A 24,779-nucleotide genomic window follows, 5' to 3' on the forward strand; every position below is an offset into this window, starting at 1 on the left:
GCGGCGAGGACGGCGTCCGGGGAGATGTCGCCGAAGGCCATGTTCGCTGAGGTTTCGTCGTTGACGCGGTGGGCGGTGCGGCCGGTGAGCTGGGCGCGGAGCATGGTGATGCCCTTGCCGAGTTCGGAGCCGAAGCGCTGCCCGCAGATCTCCAGATAGATGCCGGCGGCGCGGCCGAGCTGGGCGAGCCGGACCAGGGCGGTGATGATGCGGTCCCGTCGCTTCTCCTCCTCCTTGGTGGCGAAGAGGGCGAGTTCGGCGACCTCGTCGACCAGGACCACGACCGGGGTGGGGCGCAGGTGATCGGGCAGGTCCCAGATGTCGGCGGCGATCTCGGCGTCGGGGACGTCTGCGGTGATGCGCTGCTCGGTGCGGATGAGCTGGTAGACGCCTTCCATACGGGCCACGAGGGCTTCGAGGAGTTCGGCGGCGGTGTCAGGGTTGTCGGCGAGCGCGGAGAACCGGCGGGCCAGCGGGAACAGCTCCACCCCCTGTTTGCAGTCGATGCCCACCAGGGCGACGTCCATCGCAGCCAGCCCGGCGACCAGGTTGCGCTGGTAGACCGACTTCCCGGACTCGGTGGCGCCCAGGGTCAGCGCGTGCGGTATCGCCCGGTAGTCGCGGTAGTGAACCGAGCCGTCCTCCCGCAGCGCGACCGGGACCCGCATCGGGTGGGTGTCGGTCTTGGCGGGCATCTGCACCCGCTTGAGGACGTCGTAGCCGGTCATCCGCACCTCGACCACACCCGAGCGCACCTCACGCGAGGTGACGCCGTACATCGCAAAGGAGTGGCGCAGCCGGTCGGAGGCGGCGGCGACGTCGAAGGCGTCCTGCCCCGGACGGAGCTTGAGCCGCAGGACCAGGCCGGTCCTGGTCGGTCGGAGGCGCAGGATGCGCGGCGGGCGGGAGTCAGGCACGGGCCGGTTGGTGGCCCGGGCTAACGCCAGGCGCCAGCGCGAGGGCGGCATGGTCAGCCCGCAGGCATCCATGACGGAGGCGTAGCGGAACAAGACCCGCAGCGTGGCGAGGGTGACCCCGAAGGTCAGCCAGTACCAGGCGGGGCGCCGCCACCGCAGGAGACCCGCAGCGGCGACGACCAGCACGAGCGTGACCATGATGGCGGTCATGATCAGGCCGCCTTGGGCTTCGACGCAGCAGCGGCGAGCGAGGTGACCGCGACCGCGCGGAACGCGATCCCGTGCCGCTTCTGGCCGTTGAAGTCGTTCTCCCACGGCCGGGCGATCAGGCCCGTGAGCGCGACCGGCGTGCCCATCGCCAGCTCACCGGAGATACCGGGCTCGGGGACGGTGACGGACAGGATCTCGACCTCGTCGTTCGCCGCGAACATCACATCGACCGTCATCAGCTTCGCTCCGGTCTCGACGTCGGTGGCGATCTCGCCGGTACGGCGGTCCTTGACCTTCGGCTGCGGGGTCTTGGCGACCATCACGGTCGCGGCGGAGGTGTCGACGGGAATCTGACGCATGATGGAACTCCCTTGAAGAGGGGCGGGAGCGGCGTACTTGCTTGGCGGTGGGTCGCCGCTTCCGTGCGTTGGCCGATGACCGCAGCAAAGCTGCGGGGATTTGCGCTTCCAACTGGTGCGCACCAGTAGGTTGCATCTGGTGCGCACCAGATGTCAAGCAGTGTCGCCGCGATGGCTTCTCAACTCGCCTTACTGCGACAGTTCTAGGGAAGCGCCTCCGCCAACACCCCGGTAGCCAACAGGGGTTAACACCTGACGCGTTAACCCCTGCCGACCTGCGCTGATGTGAGGCATGCTGCAATGAGGTCCCTGTAACCCAGGCTGGGCGGCATGACGTGACGAACGGACTCAAGGCAGCAAGGAGCGCACGGGAGTGGTCGCAAGAGCGGCTGGTCCGAGAGATCGAGCGCTATGCGCGACAGCACATGCTCGACGTCGCATCCACCGCCAGCCTGCGCGTGTACGTCTCGGAGTGGGAGAACAGCCGACGCGCCATCTCGGCACGCTACGCGAAGATACTGCGAGCCTTGCTCGGCATCACTGACGACGAACTCAGCGGCAGGGCCGAGCTGCTGACGCCGATGACCATGACGGACGGATACGACGACCTCATGGGCCGGATAGACGCGGCTCGCAGTATCAGCCTGACCATGGTGAACACATTCATGGACCAGACCGAGCTGCTCAGGACCATGGACCGGCAGATGGGTGCCGCGAGCCTCGTCGATCAGATGACGGCCCACCTGGCGACCCTTGAGGACGCCCTCACCTTCGCCGTGCTGCCAGAAACCCGACGTCCAGTTGCCCGAGCACTGGCCGGAGCGGCGACGCTGGCGGCCTGGCAGGCACTCGACGTCGGAGCCGTTGAACGGGCCTGGCGCCACTACGAGTTAGGCAAACGAGCTGCCCAAGAAGCCGAAGAGCCGATGTACCTGGCGCACGCCACCGCCGAGCAGGCATACGTGCTCTGTGACGCGGGCCGGGCGCCCATGGCAGTGCAGCTGATACACGACGCGCAGCGACTCGGCGGCAAGACCATGTCCCCACGCCTCACCGCCTGGCTGTACGCAGCCGAAGCCGAAATCTGCGCCCGGGCAGGCCTTCCCGACGACTGCCAGCGCGCGCTGGAGAAAGCAGCGCGATCTCTCCCGCCAGGCGATGAAGCCCGCGATCCGGACATGCTGAGCATCTTCCTGAACGAAGGGCACCTCACCAGGTGGCGCGGCAACGCGCTCGCCCTGATCGGCAACGACGAGGCGGTAGGCAGCCTCTACACGGCCCTCGACAACGCCGACTCCACGTTCATACGGGCGTCCGCCGGACTCCGCTGCGATCTCGCCCAGGCACACATGGCCCGCGGCGAGTACGACCAGGCGCACGAGCACCTCCGCCAGGCCCGCTTGATAGCGAACCGCACGGGATCAGTCCGTCAGCGGCGGAGGATCGAGCAGCTCACGCAGCAGTTGTAGGCGAAGTGCCGGCGCCGCGCGAGGACAGAACATGCAGGAGAGCGACGAGCGTTCCCGAACCCATGAGTTCACCGCGTGCCATGAGCCCCGGGATGTCCGAGAGAGGCACCCAGGCGATGTGCCCCGCCTCTTCGAGGTCCGTCGGCTCCCCGACGAGCTTGGCGCCCTCGCCTACGAAGATCTCGTGTGGCGAGTCGACCATGCCGACCATGGGTTGGTAGGTGACCACGTGCTCAAGGCCCTCCGGCCGCCAGCCGGTCTCTTCCTCGACCTCACGCAGCGCGGTCTGCGTGGGCTCTTCACCGTCCTCGACGATGCCGCCCGGGAGTTCCCAGCCGAAGGAGTCAGGAACGAAGCGGTAGCGCCACATCATGAGCACACGGTCCTGGTCGTCGAGGACGGCCGCGATCGCCACACGGTGCAGCTTCACGACGTGATGCTCGAAGCGTTCGACTCCGGGCGGTTGGACGTCGACGAGGCTGAGTTTCACCCAGTGGTTGTCGTACAGGGTGCGCTCACCATGGATCTGCCACGGCTCGAGGTCCACTGGCACTTCCGTGGTCACGGACCGATCCGGCACCCGGTAGGAGCTGCGGCCGTGCACCTCGATGACGCCCTCGGCGACGAGCTTCGCGAGCACCTGACGCAGCGCTGTGCGGCCAATGCCCAGCTCTTCGGACAGCGTTCGCTCCGAAGGGATCTTGGAACCAGGCAGGTACTTCCCCGTCGAGATCCACTCACGGATCGTGCGGTAGACCCGCTCTGACTTTGGTCCCATCCCGCGCGCACGCTCCCCTGCGTCCTGTTAGGTCGGCCGAGCACAAGCCTAGCCGTGTAGCTACACGCATGAGTAGGCACGAACCGATCGCGGCGATCACCGACGATCACCGACGGGCGCGGTAAGACTTTCCCTACTTCATCAAGCACCCGTCGTCGCTTCGCTCCTCCGGGCGGGCGCGGGCGGCCGGCGGCGCCCGCGCTTATGTCTCCGCCCCGCTCGGCACCGCCGGCCGCCCGCTCCCGCCCAACAGGTAGGCACACGGAGCATGAGGTCAGAACACGTCGTGGCTGGGGCGGTCGGCTCCACGGCTTTTAGGCAGCCACCTTGGCGCGAGCCTCGAAGATCATGGCCCCACATCGGGCACTAACGGGCAGGTTCACAAGCCTGCCCGATTCGCGGGTCAGCGTAAGGGGCCATGATCACTCGCGCCAAGGCAGCTCCCGCCCAAAAGCCGTGGAGCCGACCGCGTGGTGAACGCGCAGGTCGGAACTGGCTGCTGCCGTCCTGGCTGAGGTCGGCGGCAGTCACCCGATTCACCCAAACGCTACACCTACTGCGACGACTTGCAGCCGCACAGTTACTTTAAGTAAGGGGGTGGTATTCGAAAGGAGGCTCCGTGTCTCGCACATGGCGTTCACTCAAGCCCGGCACGCTGGCACTGGCTCTGCTGACAACCTCCACGCTGATCTCGGTCGGTCCCAGCCTCATGGGGACGTCGGCCACCGCAAAGGCCCTACAGACCGCCATGTCCGGGGGAGACACAGGTCCCACCTCGCAGGCCGCCGCCCCCCTGTTTACCGAGGCGTCCGACTGGAAGCCGGTCGCCGACGCCCTCGGTCGTACCGGATCGCTGATGGGCGGGACCGTCTACCACGTCGCGCTGCCCCGCACCGACCTTAAAATCACCAGCAAGGGCGTGGCCATCAAAGCGGGTCTCGCGCTCGGCGGGTACGCGAACTTCGCCAAGTACCGCGACGGCGCCATGGTGATGGGCGACCTTGTGGTCACCGAGGACGAACTGCAAAGGGTCACGGACGCCCTGCAGAAGGCCGGCATCGAGCAGACAGGACTCCACAAGCACCTCCTGCAGCAGTCCCCCGCCGTCTGGTGGACCCACATCCACGGGATGGGCGACCCCGTCACCCTTGCCCGCGGCCTCAAGGAAGCCCTCGCGGCCACGAGCACCCCGGCCACCTCGCCGACAAAGCCTACTCAGCCCCGCATCGACCTGGACACCACCGCCATCGACAGCGCTATGGGCCGCAAGGGCACCGCCGACGGAGGCATCTACAAGTTCTCCATCCCCCGCCAGGACGCCGTCACCGACGGCACGCACATCCTGCCCCCAGCCCTGGGCATCAGCACCGCGGTCAACTTCCAGCCCCTCGGCAAGCGCAAGGCCGCAATCAACGGCGACTTCGTCATGACCGCCGACGAGGTGAACAAGGTCATCCGCGCCCTACGGCGCGGCGGCATCGACATCGTCGAGATCCACAACCACATGCTGAACGACCAGCCACGCCTGTTCTACCTGCACTTCTGGGCCACCGGCGACGGCACACGCCTCGCCAAGGCCATCCGCCAAGCACTCGACGTGACCAACCTCGTCAAGCCCACCACCTGACACATCAACCCCGTCCGTCGAGGAAACCCCAAGCCAGAGGCCCTGGACGGTTTCCACCCTGGCGGTACGGCAGTGGGGGGCGCATCTGTCAAGACCACATGCGGTGGCTGACATCAGCGGCTGACACCAACAGGCGCGTACAGCAGCGATCAGCGCCGGACTTCACCGGACGATCAGCCGAGGCTCAGCGCGAGTTGATGGACATCGCTGAGTCCCCGTGATCGACCTGATAGGGATGAGGCCAGACCTCAAAGCGTGCATCGGGCGCGGTGCGCCGTCCTCACTGATGGGCGGCGCACGGCCCCGAGGCACCACGCGGCGCATGTGAGTCATAGGCTTCGATCTTGAGCGAGGGGAATCTTATGGGTGGGGGCGTCGCAATCTGTTTGCTGTTGATGCTCGCTGCTGTCCTGGCGGTCGTAGCCACGGTGCTCGCAGTGTCCAAGGGGACACAACCGCGTAAGGCTCTTCCCTTCGGGTGCCTCATTAGTCTGCTGGCCGTCTTCTGGCCAACACTGCTCTTCACAGTCCTGATCGTTGCCCCGCACTTGTAGTTCGAGCCCGGACCGTGCCCGTTGCGTGCCCGTTCTGACGGGACGCAGCGGGGACTCACGGGGAACAGCGGCGCCGACCACGCTCCGGCCCAGGTCAGCGACTTCGCAAGTCAGCCGCCACCCGCATACGGCGTCTTCCAAACTGGGGCTCTAGGCGCCGACAATCAGCCGGGCTGGAGCTTTCCCGTCGCGGTGAGGGTGACCGACGCTGTCCACCAGTCGCGTGATCCACACGGATCATGCGTGGTGTGGTGCACGAGCCGCACCAAGGTGTTGGTCCGGAGCACCTGCTGTCCGGCCTGGTCCGCGGTGAGGGTGATTGGCACTATGCGGCGTGGGTCGGTGCCGGGTGAAGTCGGGACGTGCAGGTGCGCTCCGACAACCCCGCCTGGGTACGAAACGCAGTGAGTGCCGGCGCAGGCTCGCATTGTCGCCTGCGGGTGCGATCGCGTCCAAGCCGAGACGTTTAGTTGGACGGAGGGAAACGCATATACCGCCGAGGCCGCACATACTGTCGGCTGGGTCGTGCACCCAGCAAGCGCACCGATCATGACCGTGCTGGCCCCAAGCAGGCGGACCATGCTGACGTGTGTCGCACCCGGCACCGTGAAACGAGGGCTCATATCCATGAGACCTTGCTGCACCGATTTTGGTTGCCGCGGACGGCCCAACTTGCATCAGGCGCTTGTGAGCGCTGGGCCGTCTGTGGGCCGTCCGGGGGCGGCCGACGACGACCAACGCTGACAACCACCGACGGTTAGTCGCAGGTCGCAGCGTTGATCGATTGCACGGCCGCAGGTCAGAGACCCGGCCCGTCACTTCTTCGGCTTCTGTTCCAACTCGGCGACCGGGCGACCGGCTGAGCGGAGCCTTAGGAGTCGTCCTTCTCCGCGACTGGACCGTGCACGTGGAACTCGATCAGTTGGTACAGCAGACGACGCGACAGATGGCGTTCGCATTCCGGGCAGCTCACCCGCCCCTGTTCCTCGTGCATACGCGTACCGTCGGCTGGGCAGTGCCAGAGTCCGCCCCATCGAAAGGATGACGGGGGTTCCGGACCGCCATCGCAAGTGACCCACTCGGCGAGCTCCTGCTGGACGGTCCGGGACAGTTCCATGCCTCCAACCCGGCAGACCAACTCGCCGTCGGAGCCCTCCAGCAGGTTCCCGCAACGGGGACATCTCATGGGGCAGCACATTAGTCGGTTGGGCAGCTGGAAAGGTGCACGGGGCAATCCACGGCCGTCTCTGAGCCGTCCGAGGCTCCACGAAGCCACCCAACGATGATTGGCCTGCCAGTAGCCTGCGCCGTGGTGCGCTTGACGTTGGAGGCTCTGTGGACGCTACCGCCCTTACCCGTCCTGACCGACTGTGGTCGGCCCGAGAGGTCTTGGCGAGGCCGAGCCCGGTGCCGGCCGCGGCCGGGGTCTACGGGTGGCATTTCAAGGAGTCGCCCCACCCGGACCTGGGCTCCGAACGACTGCTCTACGTCGGTATAGCTCCGCGCCCCATGTCGAACCGGACCAGCACTCAGAACCTGCGGAAGCGCGTGCGTTACCACTATCGGGGCAACGCGGCCGGCTCAACCCTTCGCCTCACCCTCGGTTGCCTCCTAGGCCTGGAGCTGCGTCGTGTCGGCAACGGGACCCGCCTGACCTTCGGCAAGGCCGGAGAGGCCGTCCTCAGTCAGTGGATGGCCGACAACGCACAAGTGTGCTGGCTGGAGCACCACGAGCCGTGGACGATGGAGTCGGAGCTCATCTCCCAGCTCGACCTGCCGCTGAACCTCGACCAGAACCGCCACAACGGCTTCCACGACCGTCTCAAGGAGCTGCGCGCCAGAGCGCGTGAGCGGGCGAGAGCACTGCCCATCAGCGCGTAGAGCGTCCGGCTGACATCACCAGCTGACATCAACGGCGCCGAACCAGAGCGGACGACGGCGGCTCGGGCTGGAGTATCGGGCAGCCGCGAGGATCCGTTCCCGGAGGTCGCCTGACCCAGAGAACGAACTTACAAGGCGGTGTATCTCCCAACGCATGAGCGCCCTCCCGGGCCGTCCTGGGGCCGTGAAAGGGCGCTCAACGATGACCAACGTCGACAACTGCCGACAGCTCAACGGCAGGTCAGAGCGCTGATCGATGAGGCGGCCGCACGTCACGGCCGCCCATGGTCAGTTGTGGCTGTGCAGGATCTCGTTCAGGCCGCCCCAGACCGCGTTGTTCGGGCGGGCCTCGACCGCGCCCGTGACCGAGTTGCGGCGGAAGAGGATGTTGGAGGCGCCGGAGAGTTCACGGGCCTTGACGATCTGGCCGTCGGGCATGGTCACCCGGGTGCCGGCGGTGACGTACAGGCCGGCCTCGACGACGCACTCGTCGCCGAGGGCGATGCCGACGCCCGCCTCCGCGCCGATCAGGCAGCGCTCCCCGATGGAGATGATCACGTTGCCGCCGCCGGAGAGCGTGCCCATGGTGGACGCGCCGCCGCCGATGTCCGAACCGTCGCCGACCACGACGCCCGCGGAGATACGGCCCTCGACCATGGAGGTGCCGAGCGTGCCGGCGTTGAAGTTCACAAAGCCCTCGTGCATGACCGTCGTGCCCTCGGCCAGGTGGGCACCGAGACGCACCCGGTCGGCGTCGGCGATCCGGACGCCCTTCGGGAGGACGTAGTCCGTCATGCGCGGGAACTTGTCGACGGACGTCACCTGGAGGTGCAGGCCCTCGGCGCGGGCGGTGAGGCGCACCTTCTCGACGTCGTCGACGGCGACCGGGCCGAGCGAGGTCCAGACGACGTTGGCGAGGAAGCCGAACATGCCGTCCAGGCTCAGGCCGTGCGGCTTGACCAGGCGGTGCGAGAGCAGGTGCAGGCGCAGATAGACGTCGTGCGCGTCGATCGGCTTGTCGTCGACGGAGGCGATGACCGTGCGGACCGCGATCACCTCGACGCCCCGGCGGGCGTCCGGGCCGATCGCCCGCGCGGCGCCTTCGCCGAGCAGTTCCACGGCATGCTCGGGCGACAGCCGCTCGGTGCCGGACGGGCCGGGCTCGGCGGCCAGCTCGGGCGCGGGGAACCAGGTGTCGAGAACGGTGCCGTCGGTGGCGATGGTGGCGAGGCCGGCGGCCACGGCACCGGTGGTGCGAGGAGCAGTCGTGTCGGTCATGAGGGAAACCTAACGTGGCGGGGGGCGCGCGGGCGAACCGGTGAACGAGCCGTCTCACGAGCCGGGCCCGGCACCGCGCACCGGGCGCCCACGAGAGTCAGCCCTCCAGCACCCGTCGGAGCATCTCGCGCGCGTACTCCTCGTCGTACTCCGCCCCCGTCAGCAGCACCTGGAGACAGATCCCGTCCATCAGCGCGAGCAGCGCCCGCGCGGTGACCGGGTCGGTGCGGTGGGACAGCCGCTCGGCCGTCTCCTCCGTCCACTCCGCGGCGACCGGGCGCAGGGCGGGCCGGCGCAGGGCCGCGAGGTACAGCTCGTACTCCAGCTCCACGCCCGTTCGGTCGCCGCCCAGCCACGTCCCCAGGGCATGGGCGAGGTCAGCCGCGAGATCGCTATCCGTGGACTGCGGCAGACCGCTGTCGGCGAGGGCCTTGGCGAAACCCTCGTTCGTCTGCCGCAGTGCGGCGACCATCAGCTCGTCGAGGGTCTTGAAGTGGTACGTCGTGGAGCCGAGCGGCACGTCGGCCTCGGCGGCGACGGAGCGGTGGCTCAGTCCGGCCAGGCCCTTCTTCCCCACCACCCGGATCGCCGCGTCCACGATCCGCTGCCGCCGCTCGGGGTCGTAGCGCCGGGGCATCAGTGAGCACCTCCGAGGTTCAGGACCACCACCCCGCCGACGATCAGCACGATGCCGGCGATCTTCGCGAGACCCAGCCCCTCCCCGAAGAGCACCAGGCCGAGGGCGGCCACGGTCGCGGTGCCGACCCCTGCCCAGATCGCGTAGGCCGTGCCGATCGACAGGGTCTTCAGACACTGGGCGAGCAGCGCGAAGGACACGATGTACCCGAGGAGGGTCACCAGGGACGGCCCCAGCTTGCTGAAGCCCTCGCTGTACTTCATGGCGGTGGTGGCGGCGACTTCGGCAGCTATCGCCCCGGCGAGGAACGCGTATCCCATGTGTACGAGTGTACGCGCGATATGTACGGCCGTACACATCCCGTCACACCCCCATCCACACCCCATCAACGCCCCCGCCCAGGCCCCCGTCCACGGCCCCGTCCACGGCCCCATCCACGAACCCGCCCGCAGCCCCGTCCACAGCCCTTCCACCCCGGGTCGACGCGCAGCCCGCCTCGGCCCTGCGCGCAGCCGTGGGCGCGCGAGAGCAGCGGCCGACGCGGCCTCGCGCAGGATTGTCTGACACAGCGTCAACAGCCGTTCATCCACTGCCCGGACGCACAGATCACAGCATGGAGAAACCGCTCTCTAAGAGGGTGCTACCGACCGGTCATGTCCACTACTGTTTCACCGGTTACCCACCCGGTGTCCACGGCCGCCGCCCTTCCGCGCGCCCGTGACCGGGTCGCCTCTGCCTTTCCCCTGCTCCCCTGTTGGGTCACACCCACTCGACGATTCCGCGTACGCCGTCAGGCGACGCCGAGGGAACCGCGCATGCCAGAACAGAACCCCCCACTCACCCCTGACCGCCCCGCCCACCCCCCCGTCTGGGAGACAGGCGTGGCCCCCGGCGAGCCCCGCACGCCCGGGAGCCGCCGGCTCTGGGCGGCCGGCCTGATAGCCGTGGCCGTCTTCTCCTCCAGCACGCTGGCGATCTCCTTGCTGGACAGGAACACTGACGGCCCGTCACCCGGCAGCGACGGGGACACCGCGGTCGCGCTGAGCGGCCCGGACGGGCTCGGCTTCACGCTGCCCGCCGCCCCCGTGGCGGCCCCCAGCGGAAAGAGCGGCATGACCTCCGTCCGGTCGTCGGCCTCGGTGGACGGATCGGCCTCCGCGTCGCCCGCGACGCCCACGGCCGGATCGGGGTCCGCCACCCATCCGTCGAAGGGCGGCGCGCCGGCCTCCTCCGGCAAGCCCGGCACGTCCACGTCGTCCGCCACCTGGCGCTCGGTCCGGTCGGTCAACTACCCGGACCGCTACTGGCAGGTGAGCGGCGACATCGTGCGGCTGGACCCGGCCGGTTCCGCCTCCGCCCAGCGTGCCGCGACCTTCAAACTGGTGAAGGGGCTGGCCGATGACTCGTGCTACTCCTTCGCCACGGCCGACGGCACCTATCTGCGGCACCGCGACTTCCTGCTGCGGGCCGAGGCCGACGACCGCTCCGCGCTCTTCGCGCAGGACGCCACCTTCTGTCCCCGTGTCTCGTCCTACCCCGGCGCGGTCATGCTGGAGTCGGTGAACTATCCGGGTCGTTTCCTGCGCCACCGGAACTTCCGGCTCAAGCTGGATCCGAACCAGAACAGCGACCTCTACCGGGCGGACTCCGCGTTCCGGCTGGTGGACGGCCTGAGCTGAACAACAGGAAACGGCGACGCCCGTCGGGCGTCGCCGTTCTCCGCGGCCGGGAAGGCCGAAAGGAGCTCAGGGGTCAGGGCGACCTCGGAGAGGTCGGGGGAGCTCAGACGTTGAAGCCGAGCGCCCGAAGCTGCTCACGGCCATCGTCCGTGATCTTGTCGGGACCCCACGGCGGCATCCAGACCCAGTTGATCCGCAGCTCGCTCACCAGACCGTCCGTGGCGGACTTGGCCTGGTCCTCGATGACGTCCGTCAGCGGGCAGGCCGCCGAGGTCAGGGTCATGTCGACGGTGGCGATGTTGGCCGACTCGTCGATGTGGATGCCGTAGATCAGCCCGAGGTTGACGACGTCGATGCCCAGCTCGGGGTCGACGACGTCCATCAGGGCCTCGCGGAGCTCATCCTCCGAGACCGGCTTCATCTCCACGGTGTCGCTCATGCCGTCTTCCTTTCGGCGTCGGCCCCGCCCAGGGCCTGGGCCGTCGCGTCCTTCCACGCCATCCAGCTCAGGAGGGCGCACTTGACCCGTGCCGGGTACTTGGAGACACCCGCGAACGCGACCGCGTCCTCCAGGACGTCCTCCATCGCGTCGTCGGGCTCGATCCTGCCCTTTGACTGCATCAGCTCCAGGAAGGTCTCCTGGACCTTCTGCGCCTCCGCCACGTCCTTGCCGACGAGGAGTTCGTTCAGCACGGAGGCCGAGGCCTGGCTGATCGAGCAGCCCTGGCCCTCGTACGAAACGTCCTTGATCGTCGTGCCGTCGTACTTCACACGCAGCGTGATCTCGTCGCCGCAGGTCGGATTGACATGGTGCACCTCGGCGTCGCCGTCCCGGAGACCACGCCCGTGCGGGTGCTTGTAGTGGTCCAGGATGACTTCCTGGTACATCGAATCCAGTTTCACAGCGACCAACCTCGCGTCCTGTCGTCCGTTGCGTGGTCATTCGGCCGGGGGGCCGGGGGTTGCCCCCCGGGATAACTCAGCACGGTCTCAGCACGCCCTTCAGCCGAAGAAGTTCCGTACGTGCTCCAGCCCCTCGACCAGTGCGTCGATCTCGGCCGGCGTGGAGTACAGATAGAACGACGCTCGCGTGGTCGCAGGAATTCCGTACCGCAGGCAGACGGGACGGGCGCAGTGGTGCCCGACCCGGACCGCGATGCCCTGCTCGTCCAGGACCTGACCCACGTCGTGCGGGTGGATGTCACCCAGCGTGAAGGAGATCGCCGCGCCCCGGTCCTCGGCCGTGGTGGGGCCGATGATCTTCAGGTCGGGGACCTCGCCCAGCCGCTTCACCGCGTACTCGGTGAGCGCGTGCTCATGGGCGAGGATCTTGTCCATGCCGATCGAGGTCAGATAGTCGATCGCCGCGCCCAGACCGACCGCCTGCGCGATCGGCGGGGTGCCCGCCTCGAACTTGTGCGGGGCGGGGGCGTACGTCGACGAGTGCATCGACACCGTCTCGATCATCTCTCCGCCGCCCAGGAACGGAGGAAGGTCCTCCAGCAGCTCCTGGCGGCCCCAGAGAACGCCGATACCCGTCGGGCCGCACATCTTGTGGCCGGTGAAGGCCACGAAGTCGGCCTGCAGCGCCTGCACGTCCAGCGGCATGTGCGGCGCGGCCTGGGAGGCGTCGATGCACACCAGCGCACCGACCTCCTGGGCGCGGCGGACTATCGCCTCGACCGGGTTGACCGTGCCCAGGATGTTGGACACCAGCACAAAGGAGACGATCTTCGTCTTCTCGGTGATGATCTCGTCGATGTTCGACAGGTCCAGCCGGCCGTCGTCCGTGAGACCGAACCACTTCAGCTTCGCGCCGGTGCGCTGCGAGAGCAGCTGCCACGGGACGATGTTGGAGTGGTGCTCCATCTCCGTGATGACGATCTCGGTGTCGCGGTCCACGCGGTAGGGCTCGTCGGCCCAGCCCAGCATGTTCGCCACGAGGTTGAGCGACTCGGAGGCGTTCTTGGTGAAGATGACCTCGTCGCGACTCGGCGCGTTGATGAACTCGGCGACTTTGTCACGCGCGCCCTCGTACAGCGCCGTGGCCTCCTCGGCGAGCACATGCACACCGCGGTGGACGTTGGCGTTGTAGCGCTCGTAGTACTCGCTGAGGACGTCGAGCACCTGGCGCGGCTTGTGCGAGGTCGCCGCGTTGTCCAGGTACACGAGCTTCTTGCCGTCGTGGACCAGACGGTCCAGGACGGGGAAGTCCTTGCGGATCGCCTCGGTGTCGAGGAGGCCCGGCAGCTGTGTCACGCGGATACGCCACCCTTCGTGTACGCCTCGTAGCCCTCGTCCTCCAGCTTGTCGGCGAGCTCGGCACCGCCGGACTCGACGATCCGCCCGCCGGAGAAGACGTGGACGAAGTCGGGCTTGATGTAGCGCAGGATGCGCGTGTAGTGCGTGATCAGCAGGGTGCCGACCTCGCCGGTCTCGCGGACGCGGTTGACGCCCTCGGAGACGATGCGGAGCGCGTCGACGTCCAGACCCGAGTCGGTCTCGTCGAGGATCGCGACCTTCGGCTTGAGCAGTTCGAGCTGAAGGATCTCGTGGCGCTTCTTCTCACCGCCGGAGAAACCCTCGTTCACGTTGCGCTCGGCGAAGGAGGGGTCCATGTGGAGACGCTCCATGGCCTCCTTGACCTCCTTCACCCAGGTGCGCAGCTTCGGCGCCTCGCCGCGGACGGCCGTGGCGGAGGTGCGGAGGAAGTTGGAGACCGAGACGCCGGGGACCTCGACCGGGTACTGCATCGCCAGGAACAGGCCCGCGCGGGCGCGCTCGTCGACGGACATCTCCAGGACGTCCTCGCCGTCGAGCAGCACGGTGCCGCTGGTGATCGTGTACTTGGGGTGACCCGCGAGCGAGTAGGCGAGGGTCGACTTGCCGGAGCCGTTGGGGCCCATGATGGCGTGCGTCTCGCCCTGCTTCACGGTGAGGTCGACGCCCTTGAGGATCTCCTTCGTGGCGTTGTCGGCCTCGACGGTGACGTGCAGGTCTCGGATTTCAAGCGTTGCCATGGGTGCCTCAGGACTCCTGGGTGAGGGAGACGAGCACGTCGTCCCCTTCGATCTTTACGGGGTATACGGGGACGGGGCGCGTCGCGGGAAGAGCGTCGGGCTTGCCGGACCGCAGGTCGAAGCGCGAGCCGTGCAGCCAGCACTCGATGTGGCAGTCGTCGACCTCGCCCTCGGACAGCGAGACGTTGGCGTGCGAGCAGATGTCGTTGATGGCGAACACCTCGCCCTCCGTGCGCACGACGGAGACCGGCGTGCCGTCGAGTTCCACCCGCTTCGGGGTGTCCTCCTCCAGCTCGCTGAGCCCACAGACGCGTACGAACTTCGACGAGTCAGTCATGCGACCGAGGCCTCCAGCTCCTCTTCGATCTTGGCGAGCAGCCGCTCCTCGATGTCCGCGACGCCGATCTGCTGGACCAGCTCGGCGAAGAAGCCGCGCACCACCAGACGGCGGGCCTCGTGCTCCGGGATACCGCGGGCCATCAGGTAGAAGAGCTGCTCGTCGTCGAAGCGGCCGGTGGCGCTGGCGTGGCCGGCGCCGACGATCTCGCCGGTCTCGATCTCCAGGTTGGGGACCGAGTCGACGCGGGCGCCGTCGGTCAGCACGAGGTTGCGGTTCATCTCGTACGTGTCGGTGCCCTCGGCCTTGGCCTCGATGAGCACGTCGCCGATCCACACGGCGTGCGCGTCGTCGCCCTGGAGCGCGCCCTTGTAGACGACGTTCGACTTGCAGTGCGGGGTGTTGTGGTCGACGAAGAGCCGGTGCTCCTGGTGCTGGCCCTTGTCGGTGAAGTAGAGCCCGAACAGCTCGGCCTCGCCGCCGGTGCCCGCGTAGGTCACACGCGGGTTGATGCGCACCACGTCGCCGCCGAAGGTCACGACGACCGACTTGAAGGAGGCGTCCCGGCCGATCAGCGCGTTGTGCTGGGCCGCGTGCACCGCCTTGTCGTCCCAGTCCTGGACGGAGACGACGGTCAGCTTGGCGCCGTCGCCCAGCAGGTAGTCGACGTTGGCGGAGAGCACCGCGTCACCGGTGTGGTCGATGACCACGACGGCCTCGGCGAAGGCGCCGAGCTCGATCACCTGGTGGCCGAAGGCGGTGCCGCCCTGGCCGTGCACGGCGATACGGATCGGCTCGGTGAGGACGGTCTCCTTCGGCACGGTGACGACCGAGGCCTGCTCGAAGACGGAGTACGCCTGGGCGGCGACGCGGTCCACCGGGGTGCCCGCCTTGCCGAGCCGGGCGTCGTCACGGCCGACGGTCTCGACGGTGACGCCCTCGGGGGCCTCGACGGTCACCTTCACGCCGTCGCCGTTCGCGACGGCGGTGCCGTCGTGCAGACCACGCAGGCGCTCCAGCGGCGTGAACCGCCATTCCTCCTCGCGGCCGTGCGGCACCGGGAAGTCCGCCACGTCGAAGGACGGCGGCGCACTCATGCGCGTGGCGACGGTCGACTCGGCGGCGACCGCGATCTGGCCCGCGGTGGTGGAGCCCACGGGGATGTTCTGAGCCTCAGCCATGGCTGTCGGTCTGCTCTCTTCCTACGTCAGAAATCTGCGTGCTGCTGTCGGGGGCCGGGTCTCAGCCGACCGCGCCTTCCATCTGCAGCTCGATCAGCCGGTTGAGTTCGAGCGCGTACTCCATGGGCAGCTCCTTGGCGATCGGCTCGACGAAGCCGCGCACGATCATCGCCATCGCCTCGAACTCGGAGAGGCCGCGGCTCATCAGGTAGAAGAGCTGGTCCTCGGAGACCTTGGAGACGGTCGCCTCGTGGCCCATGGACACGTCGTCCTCGCGGACGTCGACGTACGGGTACGTGTCCGAGCGGGAGATGGTGTCGACGAGCAGCGCGTCGCACAGCACGTTCGACTTGGAGCCGTGCGCGCCCTCGCCGATCTCGACCAGACCTCGGTAGGACGTACGGCCGCCGCCACGCGCCACGGACTTCGACACGATGTTGGACGAGGTGTTCGGCGCCATGTGGACCATCTTGGAGCCGGCGTCCTGGTGCTGGCCCTCGCCGGCGAAGGCGATGGAGAGTGTCTCGCCCTTGGCGTGCTCGCCCATCAGGTAGACGGCCGGGTACTTCATCGTCACCTTGGAGCCGATGTTGCCGTCGATCCACTCCATGGTGGCGCCCTCGTAGGCCACGGCGCGCTTGGTGACCAGGTTGTAGACGTTGTTCGACCAGTTCTGGATGGTCGTGTAACGGCAGCGGGCGTTCTTCTTGACGATGATCTCGACGACCGCGGAGTGCAGCGAGTCCGACTTGTAGATCGGGGCCGTGCAGCCCTCGACGTAGTGCACGTAGGCACCCTCGTCGACGATGATCAGGGTCCGCTCGAACTGGCCCATGTTCTCCGTGTTGATACGGAAGTAGGCCTGAAGCGGGATCTCCACGTGCACGCCCGGCGGCACGTAGATGAAGGAGCCGCCGGACCACACGGCGGTGTTCAGCGCGGCGAACTTGTTGTCACCCGCCGGGATGACCGTGCCGAAGTACTCCTTGAACAGCTCCGGGTGCTCCTTGAGCGCCGTGTCGGTGTCCAGGAAGATGACGCCCTGCTCCTCCAGGTCCTCGCGGATCTGGTGGTAGACGACCTCCGACTCGTACTGGGCCGCGACACCGGCCACGAGGCGCTGCTTCTCCGCCTCGGGGATGCCGAGCTTGTCGTACGTGTTCTTGATGTCCTCGGGCAGGTCCTCCCAGGACTCCGCCTGCTTCTCCGTGGAGCGCACGAAGTACTTGATGTTGTCGAAGTCGATGCCCGACAGGTCCGAGCCCCAGTTCGGCATGGGCTTCTTCTCGAAGAGCTTCAGACCCTTGAGGCGCAGCTTGGTCATCCACTCCGGCTCGGACTTCTTGCCGGAGATGTCACGGACGACGTCCTCGTTCAGACCGCGCTTCGCCGCGGCACCGGCCTCGTCGGAGTCGGCCCAGCCGTATTCGTACTTGCCCAGGCCCTCGAGTTCGGGGTGGGCAGTCTCCGTGGGGAGAGTCATGCGGGGTTCCTCCCGGCCGTGCTGGCAGATGCGTTGTGGGTGGTCTCGGAAATCTTTGGGGCTTTGGTCGCCGGGGGCGTCTTGGGGATGAACGTCGTGCAGACGCCGTCACCGTGCGCGATCGTCGCCAGTCGCTGGACATGCGTGCCGAGCAGCTCGGAGAAGATCTCCGTCTCGGCCTCGCACAGCTGGGGGAACTGTTCCGCGGCGTGGGCGACCGGGCAGTGGTGCTGGCAGAGCTGTTCGCCGACCGGCGCGCTGCGCGCCGTGGCAGCGTACCCGTCCGCGCTCAGCGCCTTGGCCAGGGCTTCGGTCCGCCGTTCGGGGTCGGCGGCCTCGATGGCCCGGCGGTAGGCGGTGGCCTGCTCGGCGATCCTCGCGCGCGCGAAAGCGACGACGGCCTCGTCCCCGCCGAACCGCTCCTGGATCCAGCGCAGCGCGTCCACGGCCAGCTTGTCGTACGACTGGTCGAAGGCGTCCCGGCCGCAGTCGGTGAGCGCGAAGACCTTGGCGGGACGGCCGCGCGTACGCGCCCCGTACACCCGCTGCTCGCGCGCCTGGACCACGGTGTCCGCGACCAGGGCGTCCAGATGCCGGCGTACGGCCGCCTGGGTGAGTCCCAGCCGTCCGGCCAGCTCGGCGACGGTCGACGGGCCGTGGTCCAGGATGGAGCGCGCGACCCGGTTGCGCGTGGAGCGCTCCCCGGTCCCGAGTTCCTCCTGAGGGGCCCCCGTAGGTGCCTCCTGGGCCTCGCCGACGTTTTTCACAACGCCATTGTTGCGTAATTCCTCGAAGACTGACAAGCGGCGTCGGAGTGGGCCGCCGGTGCGGTACATCACTTAGGCATACCTAAACTGACCTGCGCAAACGATCTCTGATCGATCAAACGGGTGGCGGTCCGCGATGGTCTGCGCGAGACTCCCGGACCATGTCCACACCCCCTCCGACCGGCCCTCTTGTCACCCGGGACACGGTCTTCGCGCAGCTGCGCACGCTCGGCGTCCAGCCCGGCGAGACCCTCCTCGTGCACTCCTCGCTCAGCGCGCTCGGCTGGGTCTGCGGAGGCGCCGTCGCGGTCGTCCAGGGGCTGCTCGACGCGCTCGGCCCGGACGGCACCCTGGTGGTCCCCACCCAGACCGGGCATCTCTCGGACCCGGCGGTGTGGTCCCGTCCCCCGGTGCCCCGGGAGTGGTGGGGCACGATCCGCGCCACGATGCCCGCCTACGACCCGCTCGTCACCCCCTCGCTCGGGGTCGGGGTGATACCGGAGACCGTCCGGCGATGGCCGGGTGCCCTGCGCAGCGCGCACCCGCAGACCTCCTTCGCGGCCGTCGGAGCCCGGGCGGCGGAGGTGGTCGCGGGGCACGCGACCGACTGCCGGCTCGGCGAGCACAGCCCGCTGGCGCGGCTGGAGACGATGGGAGCCCGGGTGCTCCTGCTGGGCACGGGCTACGACACCTGTACGAGCTTCCATCTCGCCGAGTACCGGATCCCCTCCCCTCTGGTCCGGGTGGGACGGCCCGGACCGGACGGCTGGGAGGTGGTGACCGAGGTCTCGATCACCTCCGACCGGTTCGACGAGCTGGGCCATGACTTCGAGCGGGACCGTGCGGTGATCCGCGCAACGGTGGGCGCGGCCCGCGCACGGCTCTTCCCGGTGGCGGACGCGGTGGCCTACGCGCAGCGGTGGCTGGGCCTGCACCGGCCACGAGACGAGTAGTTTTCGGACCCCCTCGTCCGGCGCGCGGCGCGCCTACCTAGACTCTGGCCCATGCGAAGTGAGCCGGTCATCCAGGTGCAGTCCCTGGTGCAGCGGTACGGCACGAAGACCGCTGTGGACGGCCTCGACCTGGTGGCCGAAGCGGGTGTCACCGCCGTACTCGGCCCCAACGGGGCGGGCAAGACGACCACCGTCGAGACCTGCGAGGGATACCGGAGGCCGGACTCCGGCACGGTGCGCGTCCTCGGCCTCGACCCGGTCCGCGACGCCGCCGCGCTGCGCCCCCGCATCGGCGTGATGCTCCAGTCCGGCGGTGTGTACGCGAGCGCCCGCGCCGAGGAGATGCTCCGGCACGTGGCGAAGCTGCACGCCCACCCGCTGGACGTGGACACGCTCATGGAGCGGCTCGGGCTCGGCAGCTGCGGACGGACGCCCTACCGGCGGCTGTCCGGCGGCCAGCAGCAGCGGCTGGCGCTCGCGATGGCCATAGTCGGCCGCCCGGAGCTGGTCTTCCTGGACGAGCCCACCGCCGGCCTGGACCCGCAGGCCCGCCGCGCCACCTGGGACCTGGTGCGCGATCTGCGTGCCGACGGCGTCTCCGTGATCCTGACGACCCACTTCATGGACGAGGCCGAGCAGCTCGCCGACGATGTCGCGATCATCGACGCGGGCCGGGTCATCGTCCAGGGCTCCCCCGAGGAGCTGTGCCGCGGCGGCGCCGAGAACACGCTGCGCTTCACGGGCCGGCCGGGCCTCGACGTGGGGTCCCTGCTCAAGGCCCTGCCGGCGGACTGCACGGCGGCGGAACTGACGCCGGGCGCGTACCGCGTCGTCGGCAAGGTCGATCCTCAGCTGCTCGCCACGGTCACCTCCTGGTGCGCCCAGCACGGGGTGATGCCGGACCGGATCTCCGTCGAACGGCACACCCTCGAAGACGTCTTCCTGGAAATGACCGGCAAGGAGCTGCGCTCATGACCACCGCCGGTACGTACACCCCCGAGCCCGGCGCCGCGCCGCTGGCGCGGATGATCGCGGCGCAGGCCGTGCTCGAGACGAAGATGCTGCTGCGCAACGGCGAGCAGCTGCTGCTGACGGTCGTCATCCCGACGCTGCTGCTGGTCCTCTTCAGCTCGGTCGACATCGTGGACACCGGCGCGGGCAAGGCGGTGGACTTCCTCACCCCCGGCATCCTCGCGCTCGCAGTGATGTCGACCGCGTTCACCGGGCAGGCCATCGGGACGGGCTTCGAGCGCCGCTACGGCGTGCTGAAGCGGCTCGCGTCCTCGCCGCTGCCCCGCTGGGCCCTGATGACCGCGAAGACGGCCTCCGTCCTGGTCACCGAGATCCTCCAGGTGATCCTGCTGACGGTCATCGCCTTCGCGCTGGGCTGGTCGCCGCACGGCAACCCGTTCGCCGTGCTGCTCCTGCTGGTCCTGGGGACGGCGGCGTTCTCCGGGCTCGGTCTGCTGATGGCGGGCACGCTGAAGGCGGAGGCCACCCTGGCCGCGGCGAACCTGGTCTTTCTGCTGCTGCTCGTCGGCGGCGGTGTGATCGTGCCGCTGGACAAGTTCCCCTCCGGCGCGCAGGACGTCCTCGGCCTGCTGCCGATCTCCGCGCTCTCGGACGGCCTCAGGAGCGTCCTCCAGCACGGTGCCGGCATGCCCGTCGGCGACCTGGGGATCCTCGCGGTGTGGGCGGTCGTGGGACTGGCCGTGGCCGGCCGGTTCTTCCGCTGGGAGTGAGTGGCCGGCCATGGGCCCGACCCACGTGAATTCATGCACAAGCGGCCCCCTACGATGAGGGGCGTGCCAAACGTGACCCGCGCCGATGCCGTAGCGGCCGTGCGCAACCCGCTCGCCTTCATCGCCGCACGCTGGACCCCGGAACCCCGGACGGTGCAGCGGGCGGCGTTCGCCGCGCTCGCCATGTCGGTGGTCCTCGTGGTCACCGGTGGTGCCGTGCGCCTGACCGGCTCGGGGCTCGGCTGCCCGACCTGGCCGGAGTGCACGAACGACTCGCTGACCACGACCAGCGCGATGGGCCTGCACGGCGCCATCGAGTTCGGCAACCGCATGCTGACGTACGTGCTGTGCGCGGCGGTCGGCTGGGCGATCATCGCGGCGCGCTCGGAGAAGCCGCGGCGGCGCAGCCTCACCCGGCTCGGCTGGGCGCAGTTCTGGATCGTGATGAGCAACGCGATCCTCGGCGGCATCGTCGTCCTCGTCGGTCTCAACCCGTACACCGTCGCCGCCCACTTCCTGCTCACCACCGCGCTCATCACGGTGGCCGCGGTCATGTGGCAGCGCACCCGCGAGGGCGACGCGGCACCGCGCCCGCTGGTCGGCAAGGCCGTGCAGCAGCTGGTGTGGTTCCTGGTCGTCGCCTCGGCGCTGCTGATCACGGTCGGCACGGTGGTCACGGGTGCCGGACCGCACGCCGGTGACTCCAGCGACGTCAAGCGCATCCCGATCGACTGGGAGACGGTCAGCAAGCTGCACGCCGTGTTCGCCTGGATCGTGGTGACGCTGACCTTCGCGCTGTGGTTCGTCCTCAAGGCGGTCGACGCGCCCACGGGACCGCTGCACCGCACCCGCGATCTGTTCGTGGTGCTGCTGGCCCAGGGAGTGGTGGGCTATGTGCAGTACTTCACGCACCTCCCCGAGACACTGGTCGGCGTCCACATGTTCGGCTCCTGCCTGGTGTGGATCGGAACGCTGCGCGTGCTGCTGTCGCTGCGTGAGCGCCCCTCCCTGACGGCGGATCTTCCGGGCCCTTCGGCGGAGTCGGCGCTCACCACCGCGTGACCACGGGCCCCGTACGGCACCGCTGATCCGGGTCGCACGGCGGACGTACGGTCAGGTCAGCCCGTACACCCGTCGTGCGTTCCCCGCGGCGATCATCCCCGCCACCCGCTGCGCGTCCTCCAGCGACCAGGCGCCCTCGGCGACCCAGCCGCCCAGCACCCGGGAGAGCGCCTCCCGGAACAGACGGGCGCCGATCACATGCAGCTCGGGCAGGCCGTGGGCGCCGCTGGAGAAGAGGAGCTTGCCGAAGGGGGCCAGTTCCAGCAGTTCGGCCAGGACGGCGGCGGCCCGGGCACCGGTACGGGCGAGCACCGCGCCCAGGTCCGCGTAGACATGCGGGAACACCCCCGCCAGATGCGCTGCGTGCCGGTGGTACGGATAGCCGTGCAGCAGCACCAGGTCCGTGCCGAGCCCGGCCGTGGCGCGCACGAAGTCGGTGAGCAGCACCGGATCGGTGCGGTCGATGCGCAGACCCGGTTCGCCGAGGCCCGCGTGGAGCTGGAGGGGGCGGCCCGAGGCCACCGCGCTCCACAGCAGATGGCGGAGCAGGACCGGATCCGACAGGGCGCCGCCCACCCGGCGTCCGGCGAGCCAGCGGCCTGCGGCGCCTCGCACCTCCCCCGGCCCCGGCGGCTCCGGCGCGAGCGCCAGACCGTGCCGTACGCCGGCCAGGGACGTGAACGCCACCGCGTGGGCCGCCGCCCCGTGGATCGACTCGGCCAGATTTGCGAGGAACGCCTCCACCGTGCCGGAGGTGTCGGCCACCTGTTCGGCGAGCAGCTCCAGACGGACGATCTCGTGGGCCTCGGCGTCGCCCGCGGAGGCCATCTCGGACGGCCCGGTCAGATCGCCGGGCAGCCCGGCGTCGACGAGATAGGTGGTGATGCCGCTGCCCCGCAGCAGTCGGCGGTCCGTCTCCAGGACGCCGAGTTCGCGGCGCCGCGCGAGATAGCGGGCGGGCGGGCAGTGCGGCTCCAGGCCGAGCAGCGGCGGGCACCAGCGGCGTACGGCGAAACCGGTCTGGGTGTCGAAGAGGGTGGTGCCCGCGGCCGGTGGGCCCTCGGTGCGGGCCAGGTGGGCCTCGAACGTGCCGAGGCCCAGCTCGGTACGGAGCACGCCGTGGCAGTACTGGTCCACCAGGGACGGCGTTTCGATCATCCGGACTCCCCGCGACTGGACCGTGCCTCCAAAGGTCCTAACGGGTGAACCGGCGGGAGGTGTTGCTCTCAGGCGGTGCGCTTGCCGCCCAACTGGATCCCGGCCATCCGCGTCCACTCGTACGGACCGGTCCTGACCTTGCCCGCGAACTCGCCGTCGAAGGCCTCGTGGACGGTGATTCCCGCCTTCTGTACCGCCTTCTCGGCGATGTCGTACGTAGGTGCGACGAGGTCACCCCACCCGCCGTCCTCGCCGACGAGCACGATCCGGGCGCCGCGCTCCCCGATGTACGCCACCTGACCCTCGGCGCCGCCGTGCGCCTTGGCGAAGGCGTCGATCTCCTTGGCGAGCCGGGCCGCCCGGCGCTCGGCCTTCGCGGCCTGCTTGGCGTCGGTGCCCTCGTCAACCTGCTGCGTGTCTGCCATGGCCAGGATGCTACCGACGAGTAGAACGAAGGGCGACGGGAGGGGTGCGTGGCCTTGACCACGCACCCCCAAGCTCTCGGCTTCGCTCGAGCAGGGGGACCCCCACTCCCGTCAGGTCTCCGTACGGCCGTTACCGAAGGAACGGGTCCACGGCCACCGCGACGAACAGCAGCGAGACATAGGTGATGCTCCAGTGGAAGAGGCGCATCTCCTTCAGCTTCACGCCGGTCGCCTCCGCCTTCGCGCGGTTCTGCAGCGCGTGCGCCTCCCACAGCCACCAGCCGCCGGCCGCGAGTGCGACCGCCGTGTAGAACCATCCCGTGTAGCCGAGCGGCGTGAGCAGCAGCGAGACCACGACCATCACCCAGCTGTAGATCACGATCTGCCGGGCGACCACCTTGTTGGAGGCGATGACCGGCAGCATCGGCACGCCCACGCGCGCGTAGTCCTCCTTGACCTTCATGGACAGCGGCCAGTAGTGCGGCGGCGTCCAGAAGAACATGACGAGGAACAGGATGACCGGCGCCCACGACAGGGAGTCGGTGACGGAGGACCAGCCGATGAGGACCGGGAGGCAGCCGGCGATGCCGCCCCACACGATGTTCTGCGACGTACGTCGTTTGAGGATCATCGTGTAGACGACGACGTAGAAGAGCAGCGCTCCGAGCGACAGCCAGGCGGACAGCCAGTTGACGGTAAATCCGAACAGCAGCGTCGAGACGACCGCCAGCGTGATGCCGAAGGCGAGGCACTCACGGGGACTGACCATGCCGGTGACCAGCGGACGCTGCGACGTGCGCTCCATGAGCGCGTCGATGTCACGGTCGATGTACATGTTCAGCGCGTTGGCGCCGCCCGCGGAGAGGTAGCCGCCGAGGCAGGTGAGCACCACGAGTCTGAGGCTCGGCACGCCCTGCTGGGCGAGGAACATCACCGGAACGGTGGTGATCAGAAGCAGTTCGATGATCCGCGGCTTGGTCAGCGCCACGAACGCCTTGACACGGGCCCCAAACGGCCGCTGGCCCCGGCTGCTGCTCGTCCCGAGCACTCCCGGCGGACGGGATTCGACGGCCGTCACGTACACCCCTGACAGAGACATCCCAGCGAGCCCGGGCTGTGAACTTGCGGTAAAGGCTCGCGCGTACCCACGCAACTTTAGACGTTGCCCCCAGCCCGCCCTTCGCGGGGGTCGGTCGTGTTGGGAGCGCCGCCCGGTGCGCGGGTGAGCAGCGGCATCCCTCCATTGAGCGGACGGAATGACG

Annotated in this window: 26 protein-coding genes; 8 read left to right on the forward strand and 18 right to left on the reverse strand. The window is 68.8% G+C overall.

Annotated elements, in window-relative coordinates; translation table 11 throughout:
• Together ACFYX0_RS02145 and ACFYX0_RS02150 are read right to left on the reverse strand one after the other, a co-directional pair.
• The coding region (locus ACFYX0_RS02145) for an FtsK/SpoIIIE domain-containing protein (protein ID WP_388965358.1) at window positions 1-1,127 on the reverse strand (1,127 nt) is incomplete at its 3' end.
• A 2-nt stretch (window positions 1,128-1,129) separates the two neighbouring features.
• Window positions 1,130-1,486 (reverse strand): hypothetical protein, encoded by a 357-nt coding sequence (locus ACFYX0_RS02150; protein ID WP_388965361.1) that lies wholly within the window; start codon window positions 1,484-1,486, stop codon window positions 1,130-1,132.
• 335 nt (window positions 1,487-1,821) lie between these two features.
• Here ACFYX0_RS02150 and ACFYX0_RS02155 point away from each other — a divergent pair, with 335 nt between their 5' ends.
• The gene (locus tag ACFYX0_RS02155) at window positions 1,822-2,955 is read left to right on the forward strand and encodes an XRE family transcriptional regulator (RefSeq protein ID WP_388965364.1); all 1,134 of its coding nucleotides are present in this window, start codon (window positions 1,822-1,824) and stop codon (window positions 2,953-2,955) included.
• Here the strand turns inward: ACFYX0_RS02155 and ACFYX0_RS02160 are convergent.
• On the reverse strand, window positions 2,939-3,733 hold the full coding sequence (locus ACFYX0_RS02160) for an NUDIX domain-containing protein (RefSeq protein WP_388965367.1): 795 nt from the start codon (window positions 3,731-3,733) through the stop codon (window positions 2,939-2,941). The two genes, ACFYX0_RS02155 and ACFYX0_RS02160, sit on opposite strands and share 17 nt — an antisense overlap.
• Window positions 3,734-4,352: 619 nt before the next feature.
• On the opposite strand from ACFYX0_RS02160, the gene ACFYX0_RS02165 reads away from it, so the two are divergent.
• The gene (locus tag ACFYX0_RS02165; RefSeq protein WP_388965369.1) at window positions 4,353-5,360 is read left to right on the forward strand and encodes a DUF1259 domain-containing protein; all 1,008 of its coding nucleotides are present in this window, start codon (window positions 4,353-4,355) and stop codon (window positions 5,358-5,360) included.
• Window positions 5,361-6,785: 1,425 nt separating this feature from the next.
• Here ACFYX0_RS02165 and ACFYX0_RS02170 read toward each other — a convergent pair.
• The gene (locus ACFYX0_RS02170) at window positions 6,786-6,908 is read right to left on the reverse strand and encodes a hypothetical protein (protein ID WP_388965371.1); all 123 of its coding nucleotides are present in this window, start codon (window positions 6,906-6,908) and stop codon (window positions 6,786-6,788) included.
• Between the two features lie 413 nt (window positions 6,909-7,321).
• On the opposite strand from ACFYX0_RS02170, the gene ACFYX0_RS02175 reads away from it, so the two are divergent.
• Complete coding sequence (locus tag ACFYX0_RS02175) at window positions 7,322-7,795, forward strand: GIY-YIG nuclease family protein (RefSeq protein WP_388965373.1); 474 nt, start codon at window positions 7,322-7,324, stop codon at window positions 7,793-7,795.
• Window positions 7,796-8,083: 288 nt separating this feature from the next.
• Here the strand turns inward: ACFYX0_RS02175 and dapD are convergent, their stop codons facing one another.
• The 3 genes from dapD to ACFYX0_RS02190 all read right to left on the reverse strand — a co-directional run bounded on the left by dapD (window position 8,084) and on the right by ACFYX0_RS02190 (window position 10,030).
• Window positions 8,084-9,073 (reverse strand): 2,3,4,5-tetrahydropyridine-2,6-dicarboxylate N-succinyltransferase, encoded by a 990-nt coding sequence (gene dapD / locus ACFYX0_RS02180; protein WP_388965376.1) that lies wholly within the window; start codon window positions 9,071-9,073, stop codon window positions 8,084-8,086.
• Between the two features lie 97 nt (window positions 9,074-9,170).
• Window positions 9,171-9,710, reverse strand: coding sequence for a TetR/AcrR family transcriptional regulator (locus ACFYX0_RS02185; RefSeq protein WP_388965379.1), 540 nt, complete (start codon window positions 9,708-9,710; stop codon window positions 9,171-9,173).
• A complete protein-coding gene (locus ACFYX0_RS02190) occupies window positions 9,710-10,030 on the reverse strand; it encodes a multidrug efflux SMR transporter (RefSeq protein WP_311699448.1) in 321 nt (106 codons plus the stop codon). The genes ACFYX0_RS02185 and ACFYX0_RS02190 overlap by 1 nt, the downstream gene beginning before the upstream one ends.
• Before the next feature lie 495 nt (window positions 10,031-10,525).
• Between ACFYX0_RS02190 and ACFYX0_RS02195 the strand changes: the two genes are divergently transcribed.
• Window positions 10,526-11,389, forward strand: coding sequence for an AbfB domain-containing protein (locus ACFYX0_RS02195; RefSeq protein WP_388965381.1), 864 nt, complete (start codon window positions 10,526-10,528; stop codon window positions 11,387-11,389).
• Between the two features lie 103 nt (window positions 11,390-11,492).
• Here ACFYX0_RS02195 and ACFYX0_RS02200 read toward each other — a convergent pair whose 3' ends face one another.
• The 8 genes from ACFYX0_RS02200 to ACFYX0_RS02235 all read right to left on the reverse strand — a co-directional run bounded on the left by ACFYX0_RS02200 (window position 11,493) and on the right by ACFYX0_RS02235 (window position 18,177).
• A complete protein-coding gene (locus ACFYX0_RS02200) occupies window positions 11,493-11,828 on the reverse strand; it encodes a metal-sulfur cluster assembly factor (RefSeq protein WP_355903490.1) in 336 nt (111 codons plus the stop codon).
• The gene (gene sufU, locus ACFYX0_RS02205) at window positions 11,825-12,292 is read right to left on the reverse strand and encodes a Fe-S cluster assembly sulfur transfer protein SufU (RefSeq protein WP_355903493.1); all 468 of its coding nucleotides are present in this window, start codon (window positions 12,290-12,292) and stop codon (window positions 11,825-11,827) included. The genes ACFYX0_RS02200 and sufU overlap by 4 nt, the downstream gene beginning before the upstream one ends.
• Before the next feature lie 99 nt (window positions 12,293-12,391).
• Window positions 12,392-13,648 (reverse strand): cysteine desulfurase, encoded by a 1,257-nt coding sequence (locus tag ACFYX0_RS02210; RefSeq protein WP_355903496.1) that lies wholly within the window; start codon window positions 13,646-13,648, stop codon window positions 12,392-12,394.
• On the reverse strand, window positions 13,645-14,409 hold the full coding sequence (sufC, locus tag ACFYX0_RS02215; RefSeq protein ID WP_311699443.1) for a Fe-S cluster assembly ATPase SufC: 765 nt from the start codon (window positions 14,407-14,409) through the stop codon (window positions 13,645-13,647). The genes ACFYX0_RS02210 and sufC overlap by 4 nt, the downstream gene beginning before the upstream one ends.
• A 7-nt stretch (window positions 14,410-14,416) precedes the next feature.
• Window positions 14,417-14,746, reverse strand: coding sequence for a non-heme iron oxygenase ferredoxin subunit (locus tag ACFYX0_RS02220; protein WP_311699442.1), 330 nt, complete (start codon window positions 14,744-14,746; stop codon window positions 14,417-14,419).
• Window positions 14,743-15,927 carry a Fe-S cluster assembly protein SufD gene (gene sufD, locus ACFYX0_RS02225; protein ID WP_355903500.1) on the reverse strand — a complete coding sequence of 395 codons (1,185 nt, stop codon included), beginning with the start codon at window positions 15,925-15,927 and terminating at the stop codon, window positions 14,743-14,745. Before sufD ends, ACFYX0_RS02220 begins: the two co-directional genes overlap by 4 nt.
• Window positions 15,928-15,988: 61 nt before the next feature.
• On the reverse strand, window positions 15,989-17,410 hold the full coding sequence (sufB, locus tag ACFYX0_RS02230; RefSeq protein WP_311699440.1) for a Fe-S cluster assembly protein SufB: 1,422 nt from the start codon (window positions 17,408-17,410) through the stop codon (window positions 15,989-15,991).
• Window positions 17,407-18,177, reverse strand: a complete 771-nt coding sequence (locus tag ACFYX0_RS02235) for a helix-turn-helix transcriptional regulator (protein WP_388965384.1) — start codon at window positions 18,175-18,177, stop codon at window positions 17,407-17,409. Before ACFYX0_RS02235 ends, sufB begins: the two co-directional genes overlap by 4 nt.
• A 161-nt stretch (window positions 18,178-18,338) precedes the next feature.
• Between ACFYX0_RS02235 and ACFYX0_RS02240 the strand changes: the two genes are divergently transcribed.
• From ACFYX0_RS02240 to ACFYX0_RS02255, 4 genes are read left to right on the forward strand one after another with little or no spacing between them, the layout of a single operon-like run.
• Window positions 18,339-19,130, forward strand: coding sequence for an aminoglycoside N(3)-acetyltransferase (locus tag ACFYX0_RS02240; RefSeq protein WP_388965387.1), 792 nt, complete (start codon window positions 18,339-18,341; stop codon window positions 19,128-19,130).
• Window positions 19,131-19,181: 51 nt separating this feature from the next.
• Window positions 19,182-20,105 carry an ABC transporter ATP-binding protein gene (locus ACFYX0_RS02245; protein WP_355903509.1) on the forward strand — a complete coding sequence of 308 codons (924 nt, stop codon included), beginning with the start codon at window positions 19,182-19,184 and terminating at the stop codon, window positions 20,103-20,105.
• A complete protein-coding gene (locus tag ACFYX0_RS02250) occupies window positions 20,102-20,872 on the forward strand; it encodes an ABC transporter permease (protein WP_388965390.1) in 771 nt (256 codons plus the stop codon). The genes ACFYX0_RS02245 and ACFYX0_RS02250 overlap by 4 nt, the downstream gene beginning before the upstream one ends.
• Window positions 20,873-20,926: 54 nt before the next feature.
• A complete protein-coding gene (locus ACFYX0_RS02255) occupies window positions 20,927-21,934 on the forward strand; it encodes a heme A synthase (protein ID WP_388965393.1) in 1,008 nt (335 codons plus the stop codon).
• Between the two features lie 51 nt (window positions 21,935-21,985).
• Here ACFYX0_RS02255 and ACFYX0_RS02260 read toward each other — a convergent pair whose 3' ends face one another.
• The 3 genes from ACFYX0_RS02260 to ACFYX0_RS02270 form a co-directional block, all read right to left on the reverse strand.
• Window positions 21,986-23,092, reverse strand: a complete 1,107-nt coding sequence (locus tag ACFYX0_RS02260) for an amidohydrolase family protein (RefSeq protein ID WP_388965396.1) — start codon at window positions 23,090-23,092, stop codon at window positions 21,986-21,988.
• Window positions 23,093-23,160: 68 nt separating this feature from the next.
• Entirely contained in the window at window positions 23,161-23,517 is a 357-nt protein-coding gene (locus ACFYX0_RS02265) for a hypothetical protein (RefSeq protein WP_311699433.1), read from the reverse strand.
• Window positions 23,518-23,647: 130 nt separating this feature from the next.
• Entirely contained in the window at window positions 23,648-24,601 is a 954-nt protein-coding gene (locus ACFYX0_RS02270; RefSeq protein ID WP_355903969.1) for a heme o synthase, read from the reverse strand.
• Window positions 24,602-24,779 lie beyond the last annotated feature (178 nt).

The organism is Streptomyces sp. NPDC002573, from assembly GCF_042889625.1.
Classification (GTDB): domain Bacteria; phylum Actinomycetota; class Actinomycetes; order Streptomycetales; family Streptomycetaceae; genus Streptomyces; species Streptomyces gibsoniae.